The sequence below is a fragment of the Rhizobium moroccans genome (genome assembly GCF_057559155.1).
The window spans coordinates 70,623-86,736 of record NZ_JBHFJG010000001.1 but is presented as its reverse complement, the minus strand read 5'-3'; the positions used below and the strand labels follow the sequence as shown (position 1 = coordinate 86,736).

Below are 16,114 nucleotides of genomic sequence, written 5' to 3'. Positions count from 1 at the left end.
CCGGCGGTGGCGCCGATATCAGCCCTTCTTCAACGCCGCATAGGCGACGGCCATCTTCGCGGCGAGCTTCGCATTGTTCTTCACGAGCTCGATATTCGCCTTCAGGCTCTCTCCCTTGGAAAGCTCATTGATGCGGGCGAGCAGGAAGGGCGTCAGCTCCTTGCGGCCGATGCCGCGTTCATCGGCCTCGCGCACCGCATCCGCGATCGTGCCGTCGATGAATTCCGGTGTCAGCGCGGCCTCTTGCGGGATCGGATTGGCGATCAGCAGGCCCGTGCCGGTGCCGAGCCTATGATGAAGGTGCATGGCGCGGGCGATCTCCTCCGGCGTGTCCAGCCGGTGGTCGGCCTTGTAGCCGCTTGAGCGGGTGAAGAAGGCCGGGAACTCATCGGTGCCGTAAGCGATCACCGGCACGCGCTGGGTTTCCAGATATTCGAGCGTCTTGGCGATATCGAGAATGGATTTCACGCCGGCGCAGACGACCGCCGTCCTGGTGCGGCCGAGTTCGGTAAGATCGGCGGAGATATCGAAGGTCTGCTCCGCGCCGCGATGCACGCCGCCGACGCCGCCTGTCGCAAAGATATCGATGCCAGCCAGATCGGCAAGCAGCATGGTAGCGGAAACCGTCGTGCCGGCCGATTGCCTGCGTACCATGGCGACCGACAGATCACGGCCGGAAGCCTTGACCACATCCTTCGCCTGGGCGAGCGATTCCAGCTCGGCACTCTCCAGGCCCGCCCTCAGTTCGCCTTCCACCACGGCCATCGTCGCCGGCACCGCGCCGTTTTCCCGCACGACCGCCTCGACCGCCAGCGCCGTTTCGAGATTAGCGGGATAGGGCATGCCGTGGGTGATGATCGTCGATTCGAGCGCCACGACCGGACCTCCGGCAGCGAGCGTTTCGGCGACTTCACGGCTGAGCTTCGGTTTCAGGAGGGTCATTCTCGCTATTCCTTCGTCGTTTCGGCGGCCTGATAGCATGCCCGGGCGGCAAATGCGACGTGCATTCCCCAAGAGAACCGCCTGCAATTTTGTTCAAGACCGTTGACGACATCGCGACCTATCGGAGGAAAGCGTTCGGCCTACCAAAGGATCTTTGCCATGAGCCTTGAGTTTCTCCTCACCTCTTTCATCGTCGTCGCCTCGCCGGGCACCGGCGTTCTCGTCACGCTGGCCGCCGGCCTTTCGCGCGGTGCGCGCGCCGGCATTATCGCAGCGCTCGGCTGCACGCTCGGCATAGTGCCGCACATGGTAGCCGCGGTCTCGGGGCTTGCCGTCCTGCTTCATGCGAGTGCGCTTGCGTTTCAGACGATCAAATATCTCGGCGTCGCCTACCTGCTTTTCATGGCCTGGCGGGTATTGAAGGAGAAGGGCACCCTTTCAGTGGATGAGGAAACGGCTCCTCATTCGGCGCGCCAGGTGATCATCTCGGCAATTTTCGTCAATCTGCTCAATCCGAAGCTTTCGATCTTCTTTTTCGCCTTCCTGCCGCAGTTCATCGGACCGAACGAAACCGCTCCACTGACGCGCATGACCGAACTCAGCCTGGCCTTCATGCTGATGACTTTCGTGGTCTTCGTGGGATACGGTCTCTTTGCAGCGGCCATCCGCGGCCAGGTCCTGTCGCGGCCGTATATCCTTACCTGGATGCGGCGCATCTTTGCCGGCGCTTTCGTGGTGCTGGGCGCCCGGCTTGCATTTTCCGAACGATGATTGGTGACCGGGCCGGCGCGAGGCCGGCCCGGACATGTTTCTATCGTTTCGAAAGACGCGCCAAGGCAGCCAGTGTGATAAGCGCCATGACAGCGCAATAACCGGCGAGCGGCCAGACCGTATCACCGCCGAGCAACACGACCGACAATGTGCCGGCCACACCGACGATTACACTCTGTATGCAGAAGTAGAGCGCGACCGCCGTACCGGCCACGTTGCCGAACTCCTGAAGAGCGCCGTTGGCCGCAACCGAGGTCGCAAAGACGATCCCGACGGCGATGATCCACATCGGCGGCAGGAAGCTCCAGAATGAGGGCTCCGCCAAACCTTGCCCGATGATGAGAAGCAGAGCACCGAGAAGGAGCAGCAGCATTCCGCGGGCAAGGCTTCCCGCAACGCCCCATCTGCCGACAAAGCGCTTCGCGAAGCGGCTTGTCAGGATCATGACGAAAGCTGCAGTGGAGAAGGCTAGGCTGAAGCCGATTTCGGAAAAACCCGCCCGCCCGATGAGCAGTCGCGGCGCCGTCGAGAAGAATACGAAGAAGGACCCCATGGCCGCGCTGAAGCCGAGCGTATAGGTCCAGAAGGAGGCGTTCGTGAGAATTCTCGCGAACACCACGGTTTCTGTGCCTTCGCGCTTCGGCCGCGTTTCCGGCCAGTTCGGCAGCGCATTGATGAGGGCGATCACCCCCAGTATGCCGAGGGTCGCGAAAATGGCCTGCCATCCGAACCGCTCGGCGATCAGCGCGCCGGCGATGGGCCCGAGAGCCGGCACGAAGGCCAGCATCGAACCCAGCAGGCTGTAGATCACCGCGCCCTCCGGCCGTTCGGCATAGACGTCCCGCACGGTGGCGAAGGTGGCGACCAGGGCCGCCGAGGCACCGATCGCCTGCAGGATGCGCAACCCGAGGAACATCGCGCCGGACGAGGCGATGGCCAGCAGGAAGGAGGCGAGGATGAAGAGAGCCGCCCCGCCGAGAACGACCGGGCGTCGGCCGATCCGGTCGGAAAGCGGCCCGAAGACGATCTGGCCGAAGCCGAGCATGAGCATGTAGAGGCTCAGGGTCAGCTGCACGACCGTCGGCGAAGTTTGGAGCATGCCTGGCATGGCCGGCACGACAGGCAGGTAGATATCCATGGCAAGCGAGGCCAGGATATCGAATGGCGCCAACAGCAGGAGCGCCGTCGGCAGGGTATGATTCCAGGTTTGCGATTGTAAATTGGACACGATGGGAGATCCGCTTGAATGAATTTCATTCCGCGGCGATCTGCCACTTCATCGACAATTGGATATGAACCGGACAGAAGGCCGCAACAACAAGGAACTGTTGCTGCGGCTTATATGTCTGACGACTTGGGACCCATTGAACGGCTCGCATATCTAAAAAAACGGCCGTTGCTTAGCAGTTCGAGCAGAATTCGCCAACCCCGTGCATGAGTGGAGTTCCCATTACCTGACCGATTGAAGCAAGCCGAAGAGCCCGCTAGTCTCCGCCGCACGAGAATAGCCATTGGGGAAAATCCGCGTGACGCCTGCCTTTTCATTCCACCTGCTCGTCGCCGGGTTTCTATCCCTGCCGTCCATCGCGGAGGCACAGTGGCAGGCGGTGGAAAAGGTCAGCGCCTATGCGATCAAAGGCCAATCGGGAGCCGAACTTTATGCGTCGATCGGCGAAAGAGGACCGAATGTCGGAGTAGGCCGAGCGATTGCGCATACGAATTTCAAGCTCACATGGTCGAGGAAATACGAGCCGCAGGATGATGGGTCCTGCATCCTGGTCTCGGCGCGCCCGAACCTCATCATCACCTATACGCTTCCCAAGCCTGCGGCGACGCTTCCCGCAACCGTAAAGCAAGATTGGGAAACCTTCATCACCGGCGTTACGGCCCACGAGAAAGTGCACGGCGAGTTCATCATCGACATGGTGCGGCAAATAGAGGCCGTCAGCGTCGGCCTGAGAGCCGATGCGGATCCGGATTGCAAAAAGATCAGAACCGACCTCACCAAACGGCTCGGAGAGCTTTCCCTCGCACAACGGCAGCGCAGCCGCGATTTCGACAAGGTCGAACTCAGCGAAGGCGGCAATGTCCACCAGCTCATCCTGCGGCTGGTGAACGGGTATTGATGTGAGCAGCGGGTCTGACGAGGCTCGCGATCCCCAACCCGAAACCCGGATGCGAGCCTCTGACCGCCGTCATGGCGGCTTCCAAAACCTAGGAAGGGCCGGCATGAAGGGTCAAATGAACAATTGGTAAGGTTCGGGTCGGCGGTGCTCCGACGAAATGAATATTACCGCGCCACTTCGGCATAATTGCCCGGCGAAATCCCATAGGTGCGCGTGAAAATCCGGGTCATATGGCTCTGGTCCGAAAACCCGCTCTCGACGGCCGCTTGCGCAAGAGGTATACCCCCGGCAATCAACCTGCGGGCAAGCGAAACCCGGCGCTGGATCAGATAGGCGTGCGGCGTAAGCCCGGTCGCCCGAGAAAAGGCACGCAGGAACTGGAACTGCGAAAGTCCGCTGATGGCGGCGAGATCGGGCAGGGTTATCTGTCCGGCAGGGTCGTCGTTCAGTCTTTCGAGCGCGATCGCGACGGCGGCGGGAAAGGCCGGCATAGTGTCCGATTTCTCTTGCATGACCCCGGCCAGTAGAGTGAGCAGCAGTTCCTGTCGGCGCAGGCAGGCCGCAGCCGCCTCCTGCCCGGTGACGGCGGCAAACAGCAGGCGGAAATCACCCGCGGTCCGGCCGATCCGCATCACCGGATCGGCGAACTCGACAAGGGATTTCTTGCCCTCGGTAATCTCCGCGACCGCCTTTGCTATAATATTTGGTTCGAAATAGAGCATCCGCCAAGAGCGTCCGTGATCGCCGATGGGCGCTCCATCATGAACCTCTCCGGGATTGACGGTGATCGTATCGCCCGGACCCGCCTCGACCTGCCCACGGCCGCTGGCGGAGACCTGCGCGCCATGCTCGATGGTCCCGATACCGAACTGGTCATGCGTATGCCGGGAAAACCGATGATCCGTCTCCGCCGCCACCGCCTGCACGCCGGCGATCGTGCTCCGGAACAATCGAAATTCGCCTCGTTTCCTTGCCGGCATTCTGCATACCCGTTTTCAGCCAGTATCGCAGCCGTGGGCACCGCCTGCAATCCGCTTGCCGGAGACGGCTTCGATGAACGCCCCTCTTCCGTCACCCTTCCCTGTATACATGCCGCTTGGCATTTGATGAGATACGGCTAAGATTCACCTGGACAGGACTGCCGGGGAGGCACGGGCATTGGACGATACGGCACGAACCACGCAGACGCTGCGGGCGCTGATGGAATTGCGCAAGAAGATCATCAGCGGCGATTTCCCCGGCGGGACACGGCTTTTCGAAGTGCCGCTTGCGGAAGCCCTGCAGATTTCCCGCACGCCCGTACGCGAGGTCCTGTCGCGGCTTGCCGAGGAGGGTCTGCTCGACAGGCTGGCGAATGGCGGTTTCGTGGTGCGCAGCTTCACCTTCGCGGATGTCGTGGATTCGATCGAGCTTCGCGGCGTGCTTGAAGGCACCGCGGCCCGTCTTGCCGCGGAACGCGGCGTCTCGGCCGGCGGGCTCGACCAGCTCCGGGAAGTCGAGGCCCGGCTCGAGGAATGCTTTGGCGATGAACCCGGCGACGTCGATTTTGAAGCCTATTCCGAACTGAACGCCAGGTTCCACACCTGCCTCGTGGAGCTTTCGGGCAGCACCGTCCTCCAGCGCGAGATCGAGCGCGCCACCCGGCTGCCCTTCGCCTCGCCTTCGGCCTTTCTTTCGATTAGCCCCGAAGTCATGGCCTTCCGCAAGTCGCTCCATATCGCACAGGAGCAGCACCGGGCGCTGGTTTCGGCAATCGCCGCCCGCGAGGGAACCCGCGCGGAATTCATCGCCCGCGAACATGCCCGCATCGCCCGCAAGAACCTGGAATATGTCATGTTTGAGGATCCGGAGCTTATCCTCCAGGTGCCGGGCCTCGTGCTCGTCAACACCTGAGCCGGCCGCCGGCATCGCCTTCTCCGCACTGTTTCGCCGATAGCGCCGGCATCACGAACCATCGTGATCGGCGCGCTCGATATTTCCTCTTGAAATTTCTGGCTTGATAGCCTCATGTATACACAGAGGAGTTTTTTGGAGGAGGAGATATCGTGACGAGATCCAGTCTTTCCGAGGTTATCGGGCAAAAAGGCAATGTCGCGCAGATGCTGCGCAACTCGCGCATCGGCATGTATGTATACCCGGTCGTTGCCCCGGAGTTCACCAACTGGCGTGACGAACAGCGCGCATGGCGCGAATCGGCAGTCCTGTTCGATCAGTCGCATCACATGGACGAGGTGATCGTCGAAGGACCGGACGCCGCCTCTTTCCTCGACCATGTCGGCATCAACAGCTTCACGAATTTCGATCTCAATCGCGCCAAGCATTTCGTGCCGGTCACGCCGGCAGGCCATGTGATAGGCGATATGATCATCTTCCGGGAGCGGGAGGATAAGTTCGTGCTCGTTGGCCGTGCGCCGACCGCCAACTGGGTGCAATTCCAGCAGGCGATCGGCAAGTGGAACGTGCGCATCCACCGTGACCCGCGCTCGCCCTCCCGCCCGGACGGCAAGGCTGTCTACCGCACTCACTATCGTTTCCAGATCCAGGGTCCGGATGCGCCGAAAATCTTCGAGAAGATGAACGGCGGCCCGGTTCCGGATATCAAGTTCTTCCATGTCGACTGGATCAATGTGGGCTCGAAACGAGTGCAGGCGCTGCGGCACGGCATGGCAGGAGCGCCGGGACTCGAAATCTGGGGGCCATATGCGGATCTGGAATATATCCGTAGCGTCATCCTGGAATCGGCTCGCGAAGCGGGCGTCGACCTCCACCAGGTCGGCAGCCGCGCCTACTCCACCAATACGCTGGAATCCGGCTGGATACCTTCGCCCCTGCCGGGCATCTACACCGGCGACGGCATGATGAAAGAATACCGCGATTGGTTGGGCGCCGACAGCTATGAGGCAAGCGGCGCCATCGGCGGCAGCTTCGCCTCCGACAATATCGAAGACTATTACGTCAATCCGTTCGAACTCGGATACGGCTTCTACATCGACTGGAAATCCGAATTCATCGGCAAGTCGTCTCTGGAAAAACTGAAGGATGCGAAGAATCGCAAGAAGGTGACCTTCGAGTGGAATGCGGAGGACGTGGTCAACGTCATCGCCTCCGCCTTTCGTCCCGGCGAGGATCACTACAAGTGGATCGACTTCCCGCAGCCGAACTACGCTTCCACCAGCGCCGACATGATCCTGCGCGATGAAAAGATGGTCGGCATGTCGATGTTCAACGGCTATAGCTATAACGAGCGCTGCATGCTGTCGCTCGGCGTGGTCGATGACGACGTCCAGATCGGCGACGTTCTGACGCTCGTCTGGGGCGAGCCGAACGGCGGCACCGACAAGACCTCTACCGAAAAGCACAGGCAGGCGGAGATCCGAGTGCGCGTTTCGCCGACGCCCTATGCCCGCGAGGCCCGTGAGAGCTACGCCGAAAGCTGGCGCACCAGAAAGGCAGGCTAGCCGATCGCGGCGCGCGGATTCTTCCCGCGCGCCGTTCCGCCCTGTGTCTTCGGGCGGAGCCTTCCATGACTGGTTAACAGGGGTATCGCATGGGAATGACAAGTCTCTTCCGCAGCGAGGATGACGCTGCGCCGAAGGCCGATGATCTTTGTGCTTTTCTGGCCGGCTATTCGATCGAGGTCATGCCTCGCACTGCGGCCAAGATCGAGGATTTTCGTGCATTGCTGCCGGCCGGCACACGCGTCTATATCGCCCATATCGCCGGCACACCAATCGACGACATGGTCGCTACCGCAAGGCGATTGACGGATGAAGGTTTTCATCCGATGCCGCATTTCCCGGCACGCAACATACCGGATACCGGCACACTGGAAACCTGGATCCGCCGCTACCGGGAAGAAGCCGGCGTGGAACAGGGTCTGCTTCTCGGCGGCGGATCGGCTAAACCGGCCGGCATGCTCGACAGCTCGATCGCCATGATCAAGACGGGGCTTTTCGATCGTTACGGTTTCAGGCGCCTGCATGTCGCAGGCCATCCGGAAGGAAACAGGGATATCGACGGGGATGACGGCACCGCCGGGACCGACGCAGCTTTGCGCTGGAAGCAGGCCTTTTCCGGGGAAACAGCGGCCAGCATGGCGATCGTCACCCAGTTCGCCTTCGACGCCAAGCCGGTCATCGCCTGGTCCGAACGCATCGCGGCCGCGGGCATCCGCCTTCCGATCCATGTCGGTGTCGCCGGACCGACCAAGCTCCAGACGCTCATCAAGTTCGCCATATCATGCGGTGTCGGCCCCTCGCTCGGCATCCTTCAGAAACGTGCGCTCGATTTCCGCAAGCTGCTGCTTCCTTATGAACCGACCGATTTCCTCAACGACCTCGCGAGCTACCGTGCGGCCAATACGGAAAGCCTCATCGAGCAGGTCCATGTCTTTCCCTTGGGCGGCATTCAGGCAAGCGCCGAGTGGATGAACGAACATACGGCGACGGCGAGAAAAATGGCCCTATGAAAAGAGGGCGCATGCAGGACCCCAAACATGTCTTGACAGCCGCCGACGCCTTTCGCATGACCTCCGGCGATCCAGCTATGCGGAGGCACCATGGCACTTATCATACGCGAAGCCGTTCCAGCGGACGCCGCGACCATCCTGCGCTTCATCCGGGAATTGGCAATCTATGAGAAAGCCGAGCATGAGGTTGCCGCAACGCTCGAAACGGTGAGCTCATCCATTTTCGGCAAAGGCTCCGTAACGCGCGCGCTTATCTGCGAGAGCGACGGCGAGCCGATCGGCATGGCGGTCTGGTTCTTCAACTACTCCACCTGGCAGGCCAGGAACGGGCTCTATCTGGAAGATCTCTATGTGACGCCGGATGCCCGCGGCCTCGGGGCCGGCAAGGCTCTGCTTAAAAAACTGGCGAAGATCGCCCTCGATAACGGATGCGGCCGCTTCGAATGGAGCGTGCTGGATTGGAACGAGCCGGCGATCCGCGTCTACGAGGCGATCGGCGCCGAGCCGATGAGCGAATGGATACGCTACCGGCTCTCCGGCGAAACTCTGAAGGCATTCGCGAACACCTGAGATCACTTGCCGCCGGGTGGCATTTCGCCGAGCTTTGCAAGCAAGGCTGCGCCCGTTCTGATCCCTTGGATGAAAAGCTCGATCTTCAGGTTCTCGTTCGGCGCATGGTTCGCCTGGTCGGCATTGGCATAGGGCACCACGAAAGAGGGGATGCCGAGAATCTTGGTGAAGACGTAGTCCGGCAGGCTGCCGCCGAGCGAGGGATAGAGCAGCGGTTCGACGCCGCGCGCCGCCTTGATCGCATCCTGAATAACCTGGCCATAGGGATTGTCCATCGGCGTCTTGGAAGGAAGCATGCTGTTCGACGGCACGAATTCCACGTCCGGCGCATGGCGCTCCACATGCGCCCTCACCTTCTCGTAGACGTATTCCGGCGTCAGGTTTTCTACCAGGCGGATGTCGCACTTGGCAACGGCTTCGCAAGGAAGAACCGTCTTGCTACCTGGACCACCGTAACCGCCGTGGAGCCCGTTGATCGTAAGCGTCGGCTGGAACATCAGCCGCTCGTAATAGCCCCGGTCTGCCGGCGCATCGAGTTCCGTAATCCCCAGATCGGCCTTGATCTTTTCGAGGTCCAGTGGAAGGCCGGCCATCGCCTCGCGTTCAAGCTCGGTCGGCGGCACCACGGGATCGTAGATGCCTTCGATGGTGATCTCACCCCTATCGTTCTTCATCGTGGCGAGCAGATGCACAAGCTTCCAGATCGCGTTCGGCATGACGCCGCCAAAATTACCGGAATGCGCGTCCCGCCGGCCGGTCTTGCTGCGCAACTCGAACGAGGCGACGCCTCGCACGCCATAGGTGATGATCGGCCGATCGCTCTCATGCAACGCGCCGTCCGCGGTGACCACGAAATCCGCTTTCAGCTTCTCGCCATGTTCACGCACGAAATCGGCGATCTGCGGGCTGCCGATCTCCTCCTCGCCTTCCAGCAGGAAGATGACGTTGCAGGGGAGTTCTCCCGCGATCGCCAGCCAGGATTCGATCGCCAGCAATTGAGCAAAATGCTGGCCCTTGTTGTCCCCGATGCCGCGGGCGTAGATGCGGCCGTCGCGGATCTCCGGTTCGAAAGGCGGACTTGTCCACGCATCCAACGGTTCGGGCGGCTGTACGTCGTAATGACCGTAAAGCAGAACCGTCGGCTTTTCCGGCATTTTCCCGAGCCGGCCGAGCACCATGGGATGGTTCCTGGTGGGGATCGCTTCCGTCTCCATGCCGAGGCGCTGCAGCATCCCCGCCAGGCGTTCGGCCGCTTCCGCGATCCCGATATTCTGCGCGCTGATACTCGGATAAGAGACAGGTCCATGACCCGCCAAACGAAGCTTTCGCGGTTCTCATCGATATGCGTGAAGATGCGTTCGAGATCGGTTTGCAGCGCGCTCATCGGGAATTCCTCGGCTCAGGCAATGGTGCAAAGCACAAACTGAGCCGAGGCGAAGTGGCCCGTCAAGCCATATGAACCGAACGGCTCAATGCAGCCCGCCGACGCCGAGGAACCGTTCCACCGCCGCGTGATCGGCGGAAAGCTCCGCAGGCGTCCCGGACCAGGCAATGCGGCCACGCTCCAGGACGATGACGCTATCGGCAAAATCGAGAGCGCTCTGGATGCGCTGCTCGACCAGCAGGATCGTCATGTCGCCCGATTGCGCAAGCCGCGAAAAGGCCGCCATCAACTCCTCGCAGATGACCGGTGCGAGCCCTTCCAGCGGCTCGTCAAGCAGAAGCACGGCTGGCTGCCCGAGAATGCTGCGGGCCGTGGAGAGCATCTGCTGCTCGCCGCCCGAGAGCTGGCTGCCGAGGTTCCTTCGCCGCTCCTTGAGCCGCGGGAACATGTCGTAGGCTTCCTGGATGGCATCCCTCGGCCGGTTCTTCAGCCCGACAAAGAGGTTCTCCTCAACCGTCAGCGTCGGGAAGACGTCTCGGGTCTGCGGCACGTAGCCCAGCCCCAGAAGCGCTCGGGCGGCACTCGGCTCCCCGGAAATGTCGCGGCCACCCACCCAGATTTCGCCCCCATAGCGACGGGTCTGGCCGGCAAGCGTGGCGAAAAGGCTCGTCTTGCCCATGCCGTTGCGGCCGAGCACGGCAAGCCGTGAGCCCGCCGCCACCGAAAAGGAGACATCCTCGATCACACGTGTCGGACCATAGCCGGCCGACAGGCCTTTGACCTCAAGCGGCGCTGCTGGCATTCGCATAACTCCCCAGATAGGCTTCACGCACGCGGGCGTCCTGCGTCACAGCCTGTGGCGAACCGTCAAAGATGATCGTGCCGGCGGCAAGCACGATCACCCGCTTGGCAAAGCGGAAGACGAGATCCATGTCGTGCTCGATCATCAGCACAGCCAGATCGCTCGGCAGCTTGTCGAGCGCGTGCTCGATGCGTGCAGTCTCGCTTTGCGGCACCCCGGCGGCGGGTTCGTCGAGCAGCAGCACTTTGGGCCTCAGCGCCATTGCCAAGGCGATCTCCAGAAGCCGCTGCTGGCCATAGGCAATCTCGCGGACCTTCAGATGCGAAAGCTCGACAAGCCCGAGCAGGTCGAGGATTTCACGCACCTCGTCCATGACTTCCGGCATGCCGGCATAATGCCCCATCACCCTGCCAGAGCGCTTCTCCCGCTGCAGCACGGCAAGCGCCACGTGCTCCTCCGGCGTCATGTCGTAGAAGAGGCGCGTGACCTGAAAGGAGCGAACCAGCCCCATGCGCACGCGGCTCGTGGCATTCGCGCCGGTGATGTCCTGGCCCACCAGCCGGATATCGCCGGATGTGGGCTTCAGATGCCCGGTCACGAGGTTGACGAAGGTCGTCTTGCCCGCTCCGTTCGGGCCGATCAGCGCCACCCGGTCACCCGCCGTCATCGAAAGCGACACATTATTGGTGACGGCGAGGCCGCCGAAATTCTTGTTGAGACCGTGGACTTCAAACAGCGCGCTCATTTGCGGCCTCCCTTGAAGCGGCCGAGAATGGCAGCACCGGAGCCGTAGAGCCCCTTCGGCGCGAAAAGAACGACTGCTATGAGCAGCGCTCCGACCATGGTGAGCCAGTGGAAGGGATTTGCAGCCGAAACGAGGTCCTCGAACCACATGAAGACCACGGTTCCGATCATCGCTCCATAGAGAGAACCGGTGCCGCCCAGCACCAGCATGACCAGCGACTCCGCCGAAAGCGTGAAGGAAAGGCTGTCGAGACCCACCACCTGGGTCGAGATCGCCGTCAAGGCGCCGCCGATACCGGCCACGACCCCCGAGATCACGTACATGCGCAGCAGCACGGACTTGACCGAAGCGCCCATGGCCGAAATGCGGATCGGGTCTTCGCGCACACCACGGGCGAGCATGCCGAAGGGTGAACGGACCAGCACACGCAAGCCGAGGAAAACCACGATCAGCAGAACCAGCCCGTAAATATAGGCGGTGCGGCCCCAGAGATCGAACTGGAACATGCCGAGCAGCGCGTCCGGTGCGATCCCCGCAAGGCCATCGCTGCCACCGGTCCAGGCCGACGCTTTATTGGCAGCTTCGTGGAAAAGATGGATGACGGCGATCGACAGCACGAGTTGCGGCAAGCCGTGAGCACGCAGGATGACGATGCCGGAGATCAGACCTGCAAGCGCACCGGCGATCGCGCCGACCACGGTCATCGTCAATGGCTCGGTAATCCCGAAATGGACTGCCGCGATGCCGGCTCCATAGGCTCCGGCACCGAACAGCGCCGCATGTCCGAGCGTGGCGACACCGCAATAGCCCGTCACGAGGTCGATCGACAATACCAGCAGCATGATCGCGATGATGCGGGTTAGCAGAGCAAGATTGTTCGGGAAGAGGAAATATCCGGCGACCCCGATTACGATGATCGCGAGGAGGCCGATCAGGCTTCCGGTATCGAATTTTCTGCGAACCGGAAGTCCGGCCGTGACACTGTCATTCATGGAAACTGCCATTACTTGAGCCTCCCCGCCAGACCGCGCGGAAAGATCGTCACGATCAGGATCACCGCCAGGTAGAAGAAGAACTCACCGTATTCGGGCGCAAGATAGCGTCCGGTGGTGTCGATCGCACCGAGCAGAAGACAGGCAATCAAGGCCCCCGGTATGGAACCTGCGCCACCGACCGCAACCACCACGAGGAAGGTCACCATATACCGCAGCGCATAGTAGGGCTCGACTGGCAGGAGTTCCGCGCCGACCACGCCGCCGAGAGCTGCGAGACCGACAGCCACCGCAAAGCTGACCGCATAGACCACTTCGGTACGCACGCCGAGCGCCGCCGCCATGGCCGCATTGTCGACCGCCGCGCGAAGCTTGATGCCGAAGGCAGTACGTTCGATGAAGAACCAGAGCGCGCCCGCAACGACGAGGCCGCAGAGGATTGCAAAAATACGATGGGTCGCGATCGACCGGAAGCCGAGATCGGCTGAACCCTGCAGGGTCTGAGGCAGGGGAATGGTCTTCAGAGTCGGACCGAACAGGAAGTTGGCGATCCCGATAATGCAGAAGGTGATGCCGATCGTCATCAGAACCTGGGTCAGCTCCGGCGCACCATAAATGCGGCGGTAGAGAAAGCGCTCGATCGGAATGGCGATGATGATCGTGCCGATCACCGCGATCAGGGTTGCGATCGCATAGCCGAGCCCGAGGTCACGCGCGGCATAGGAAGCGAGATAGCCGCCGATCATGGCAAAGGCGCCATGGGCAAGGTTCACCACCCGCATCAGGCCCATGGTCACCGAAAGGCCGATCGATATCACAAAGAGCACCATGCCATAGGCGAGTGCATCGATGGCTATGCTGAACACGGTCTGCATGTGGTCCTCCTCTTGCGCGAACGCGAGACCGGTGGCCCCGATCCCGCGTCCGTTCTCTTGCGTGCGGCTTACTTTTTAACGAAGGCGAGACCCGGGTCACCCTGCTTTTCGAAGGTCTGCACTTCCTTGTTGATGTATTTGCCGTCCGCATCCTTCACGACTTCGCGCAGGTAGATGTTCTGCGTGATGTGGCGGCTTTCGGGATCGATCGTCACGGGACCGCGCGGGCTCGTCCAGGAGAGGCCTTTGACCGCCTCGACGGCCTTTTCCGCGTCCTGTTCGCCTCCGGTCGCCTCGATCATCTTGGAGATGACATACATGCCGTCGAAGGCACCGACCGAGGGGAAGGAAAGCTCGGCCGGGTTGCCGATCGCCTTGGCCGCAGCCTCGACGAAGGTCTTGTTTTCCGGCGAGTCGTGGGAAACGGAATAGTGGAACGTGGTCTGCAGGCCGAGACCTGCATCGCCAAGCGCCGGCAGGTCGGATTCCTGCGTGAAGTCACCGGGGCCGAAGAACTTGATGCCGGCCCCCTTCAGGCCGTTTTCGTTGAACGCCTTGACGAAGCCGAGCGTGGTCGGGCCGGACGGCAGGAAGGCGAAGATCGCTTCGGCGCCGCTGTCTCTCACACGCTGCATGATCGGCGAGAAATCGTTGGTCGAAAGCGGCATGCGGATCGCCTCGACCACGGTGCCGCCCTCTTTCTCGAAGGCCGTCTTGAAGGCGTTTTCCGCATCGATGCCCGGACCGTAGTCGCTGACCACCGAAATCACCTTGGTGACGCCGCCATCCTTGGCGACCTTGGCGATCGGCGAGGAGGTTTGCCATGTGGTGAAAGACGTCCGAACGACATAGGGGCTTGCCGTGACGATCGCCGAAGTCGCCGCGTTCATGATGACCATGGGGACGTTTGCCTGCTCCAGCAGAGGCGTGGCCGCCATGGCGTCCGGCGTGAAATAGAAGCCCGCGAGATACTGGACGCCTTGGCGAACGACCAGTTCCTGCGCCAGCGCCTTGGACTGGGCGGGATCCGCCTGGGGCACGTCGCGATAGATCACTTCGATTTCGTCATCGCCGACCTTGTTGCCGTTGATCGCGAAATAGGCGTCGATACCCGCCTTGAAGTTCTTGCCCTGCAGCGCGAACGGTCCCGAGAACGGACCGACAACCCCAACCTTGATGGTGTCGGCATAAGCCGCGCTCGACAGAACGGCAGCCGCAATGGCAGCGGCGACAAGCCTTTTCATGAATTCCTCCCTTTATCGAAAGCCCTGACAGGCTCCCTGTGTCAGCGCATCTAAGTATAGTGTGCCCATGCGAAACGGTAATGTAAAATGAAATGCAATCGCCCAAGCATATCCTGGTGGTTATGATTTCGCGCCAGCGCGCCCAAGGGATCGGATATTTCCGATCAACTCGGCGGCAAGGCGTAGCGAGGCGCCGGCGGCTGCCGCCATTGACGGCAGAATCAGCCATTCGAGCGTCCATGCAGCACCCGAGCGTTCCTGCTCATGCACCATGACCTGGTGCATTCCGGAAAGTTGCACGGCATTGAAGCGCGCAAGCGTTACCAGCACCTCGGCGGCGACCGGGTTCTGCTTATGCGCCATGGCCGAGGAGCCCCCGCCACCGGTAAGCTCGATCTCGGCACCGAGTTCGGCAAGGAGCGCGATATCCTGCCCGAACTTGCCGAGGCTGCCGGTGATCAGGGAAAGAATTCCCGCAAATTCCCCCAGCCGATCGCGCTGGCTCTGCCATTGAACGGCGTCACCCAGAGAAAGCTCGTTTGCCAAGGCTGCCCGAACGATATCGGCCTTGTCTCCCAGCTTCTCCAGCGTACCCGCAGCACCGCCGAACTGGACCGAGAAACCGCCGCTTGCCGAAAAGCTTGCCAGCCGCTCCCGATGCCGTACCAATGGATCGCGCCAGGCCCGGATGCGGTCAGAAACCCTGATCGCGATCGCCGCCTGCATGCGGGTGTGGCCCATGAGCTCCCGGCCACCGTATTTTCGGTCGAATTCCCCGAAAGCTTCTTCGAGCCTGGCAAGACGATCGACCAGCACCCCGCAGAGCCGTTTCAACCGCAACACCAGCGCCGTATCGATGACATCCTGGCTGGTGGCGCCGAAATGCAGATGACGTCCAGCCTCTTCGCCGGCGGCATTGCGTAACTGGCGGACCAGCTCGGGAACGACGACGCCGTCCCTGCTCGCCCCCTTCCGCAGCGCAGCCATGTCGGGTTCGAAATCTGCGCAGGCGATGGCAATCCGCTCCGCCGCCGCTACCGGAATGAGCCCGGACGCGGCCTCGCTGTTGGCGAGCGCCAGTTCGAAGGTAAGCATGGCCTCGATCTCGGCTTCCGCACCGAACAGCTGCGCCACCTCGTCATCGCCGACGAGACCGGAAAGGAACGGATGCTCGAAAGCCGAAATACTCATGATT

The 16,114-nt window shown here is 61.6% G+C and carries 16 protein-coding genes; 6 read left to right on the top strand and 10 right to left on the bottom strand.

Annotated elements, in window-relative coordinates:
* Positions 1-18 precede the first annotated feature (18 nt).
* Positions 19-942: a pseudouridine-5'-phosphate glycosidase gene (locus ACE04I_RS00440; RefSeq protein ID WP_487206313.1), complete on the bottom strand. Its 924-nt coding sequence runs from the start codon at positions 940-942 to the stop codon at positions 19-21.
* A 159-nt stretch (positions 943-1,101) separates the two neighbouring features.
* Here ACE04I_RS00440 and ACE04I_RS00435 point away from each other — a divergent pair, with 159 nt between their 5' ends.
* Positions 1,102-1,713: a LysE family translocator gene (locus ACE04I_RS00435; protein ID WP_487206312.1), complete on the top strand. Its 612-nt coding sequence runs from the start codon at positions 1,102-1,104 to the stop codon at positions 1,711-1,713.
* A 40-nt stretch (positions 1,714-1,753) separates the two neighbouring features.
* Here the strand turns inward: ACE04I_RS00435 and cml are convergent, their stop codons facing one another.
* Positions 1,754-2,941, bottom strand: coding sequence for a CmlA/FloR family chloramphenicol efflux MFS transporter (cml, locus tag ACE04I_RS00430; protein WP_487206311.1), 1,188 nt, complete (start codon positions 2,939-2,941; stop codon positions 1,754-1,756).
* A 298-nt stretch (positions 2,942-3,239) separates the two neighbouring features.
* On the opposite strand from cml, the gene ACE04I_RS00425 reads away from it, so the two are divergent.
* Entirely contained in the window at positions 3,240-3,839 is a 600-nt protein-coding gene (locus ACE04I_RS00425; RefSeq protein WP_052760474.1) for a DUF922 domain-containing Zn-dependent protease, read from the top strand.
* A 164-nt stretch (positions 3,840-4,003) separates the two neighbouring features.
* On the opposite strand, the gene ACE04I_RS00420 is transcribed toward ACE04I_RS00425, so the two are convergent.
* Positions 4,004-4,819, bottom strand: a complete 816-nt coding sequence (locus ACE04I_RS00420) for an AraC family transcriptional regulator (protein WP_487206310.1) — start codon at positions 4,817-4,819, stop codon at positions 4,004-4,006.
* A 220-nt stretch (positions 4,820-5,039) separates the two neighbouring features.
* On the opposite strand from ACE04I_RS00420, the gene ACE04I_RS00415 reads away from it, so the two are divergent.
* From ACE04I_RS00415 to ACE04I_RS00400, 4 genes are all read left to right on the top strand, one after another.
* Complete coding sequence (locus ACE04I_RS00415; RefSeq protein WP_046796406.1) at positions 5,040-5,732, top strand: GntR family transcriptional regulator; 693 nt, start codon at positions 5,040-5,042, stop codon at positions 5,730-5,732.
* Positions 5,733-5,884: 152 nt separating this feature from the next.
* Positions 5,885-7,297, top strand: a complete 1,413-nt coding sequence (gene ligM / locus ACE04I_RS00410; RefSeq protein WP_487206309.1) for a vanillate/3-O-methylgallate O-demethylase — start codon at positions 5,885-5,887, stop codon at positions 7,295-7,297.
* An 89-nt stretch (positions 7,298-7,386) separates the two neighbouring features.
* Positions 7,387-8,307: a methylenetetrahydrofolate reductase gene (locus ACE04I_RS00405; protein WP_487206308.1), complete on the top strand. Its 921-nt coding sequence runs from the start codon at positions 7,387-7,389 to the stop codon at positions 8,305-8,307.
* Between the two features lie 90 nt (positions 8,308-8,397).
* Positions 8,398-8,877, top strand: a complete 480-nt coding sequence (locus tag ACE04I_RS00400; RefSeq protein WP_487206307.1) for a GNAT family N-acetyltransferase — start codon at positions 8,398-8,400, stop codon at positions 8,875-8,877.
* Between the two features lie 2 nt (positions 8,878-8,879).
* Here ACE04I_RS00400 and ACE04I_RS00395 read toward each other — a convergent pair whose 3' ends face one another.
* The 7 genes from ACE04I_RS00395 to ACE04I_RS00365 form a co-directional block, all read right to left on the bottom strand.
* On the bottom strand, positions 8,880-10,193 hold the full coding sequence (locus tag ACE04I_RS00395; protein WP_487206306.1) for a M20/M25/M40 family metallo-hydrolase: 1,314 nt from the start codon (positions 10,191-10,193) through the stop codon (positions 8,880-8,882).
* A gap of 153 nt (positions 10,194-10,346) precedes the next feature.
* Positions 10,347-11,063: an ABC transporter ATP-binding protein gene (locus tag ACE04I_RS00390; protein WP_487206305.1), complete on the bottom strand. Its 717-nt coding sequence runs from the start codon at positions 11,061-11,063 to the stop codon at positions 10,347-10,349.
* Entirely contained in the window at positions 11,044-11,808 is a 765-nt protein-coding gene (locus tag ACE04I_RS00385; RefSeq protein WP_487206304.1) for an ABC transporter ATP-binding protein, read from the bottom strand. The genes ACE04I_RS00390 and ACE04I_RS00385 overlap by 20 nt, the downstream gene beginning before the upstream one ends.
* On the bottom strand, positions 11,805-12,812 hold the full coding sequence (locus tag ACE04I_RS00380; protein WP_487206303.1) for a branched-chain amino acid ABC transporter permease: 1,008 nt from the start codon (positions 12,810-12,812) through the stop codon (positions 11,805-11,807). The genes ACE04I_RS00385 and ACE04I_RS00380 overlap by 4 nt, the downstream gene beginning before the upstream one ends.
* The gene (locus ACE04I_RS00375) at positions 12,812-13,675 is read right to left on the bottom strand and encodes a branched-chain amino acid ABC transporter permease (protein WP_046796151.1); all 864 of its coding nucleotides are present in this window, start codon (positions 13,673-13,675) and stop codon (positions 12,812-12,814) included. Before ACE04I_RS00375 ends, ACE04I_RS00380 begins: the two co-directional genes overlap by 1 nt.
* A 68-nt stretch (positions 13,676-13,743) precedes the next feature.
* On the bottom strand, positions 13,744-14,919 hold the full coding sequence (locus ACE04I_RS00370) for an ABC transporter substrate-binding protein (protein WP_487206302.1): 1,176 nt from the start codon (positions 14,917-14,919) through the stop codon (positions 13,744-13,746).
* Between the two features lie 120 nt (positions 14,920-15,039).
* Positions 15,040-16,110 (bottom strand): 3-carboxy-cis,cis-muconate cycloisomerase, encoded by a 1,071-nt coding sequence (locus ACE04I_RS00365; RefSeq protein WP_487206301.1) that lies wholly within the window; start codon positions 16,108-16,110, stop codon positions 15,040-15,042.
* Positions 16,111-16,114 lie beyond the last annotated feature (4 nt).

Bases quoted from the DNA above. Each gene is read 5' to 3' on its own strand.
- ACE04I_RS00370 (WP_487206302.1), bottom strand. From the start codon at position 14,919: ATGAAAAGGCTTGTCGCCGCTGCCATTGCGGCTGCCGTTCTGTCGAGC.
- ACE04I_RS00440 (WP_487206313.1), bottom strand. From the start codon at position 942: ATGACCCTCCTGAAACCGAAGCTCAGCCGTGAAGTCGCCGAAACGCTC.
- ACE04I_RS00385 (WP_487206304.1), bottom strand. From the start codon at position 11,808: ATGAGCGCGCTGTTTGAAGTCCACGGTCTCAACAAGAATTTCGGCGGC.
- ACE04I_RS00420 (WP_487206310.1), bottom strand. From the start codon at position 4,819: ATGCCGGCAAGGAAACGAGGCGAATTTCGATTGTTCCGGAGCACGATC.
- ACE04I_RS00375 (WP_046796151.1), bottom strand. From the start codon at position 13,675: ATGCAGACCGTGTTCAGCATAGCCATCGATGCACTCGCCTATGGCATG.
- ACE04I_RS00365 (WP_487206301.1), bottom strand. From the start codon at position 16,110: ATGAGTATTTCGGCTTTCGAGCATCCGTTCCTTTCCGGTCTCGTCGGC.
- ACE04I_RS00400 (WP_487206307.1), top strand. From the start codon at position 8,398: ATGGCACTTATCATACGCGAAGCCGTTCCAGCGGACGCCGCGACCATC.
- ACE04I_RS00435 (WP_487206312.1), top strand. From the start codon at position 1,102: ATGAGCCTTGAGTTTCTCCTCACCTCTTTCATCGTCGTCGCCTCGCCG.
- ACE04I_RS00390 (WP_487206305.1), bottom strand. From the start codon at position 11,063: ATGCCAGCAGCGCCGCTTGAGGTCAAAGGCCTGTCGGCCGGCTATGGT.
- ACE04I_RS00415 (WP_046796406.1), top strand. From the start codon at position 5,040: ATGGAATTGCGCAAGAAGATCATCAGCGGCGATTTCCCCGGCGGGACA.
- ACE04I_RS00380 (WP_487206303.1), bottom strand. From the start codon at position 12,812: ATGGCAGTTTCCATGAATGACAGTGTCACGGCCGGACTTCCGGTTCGC.
- ACE04I_RS00405 (WP_487206308.1), top strand. From the start codon at position 7,387: ATGGGAATGACAAGTCTCTTCCGCAGCGAGGATGACGCTGCGCCGAAG.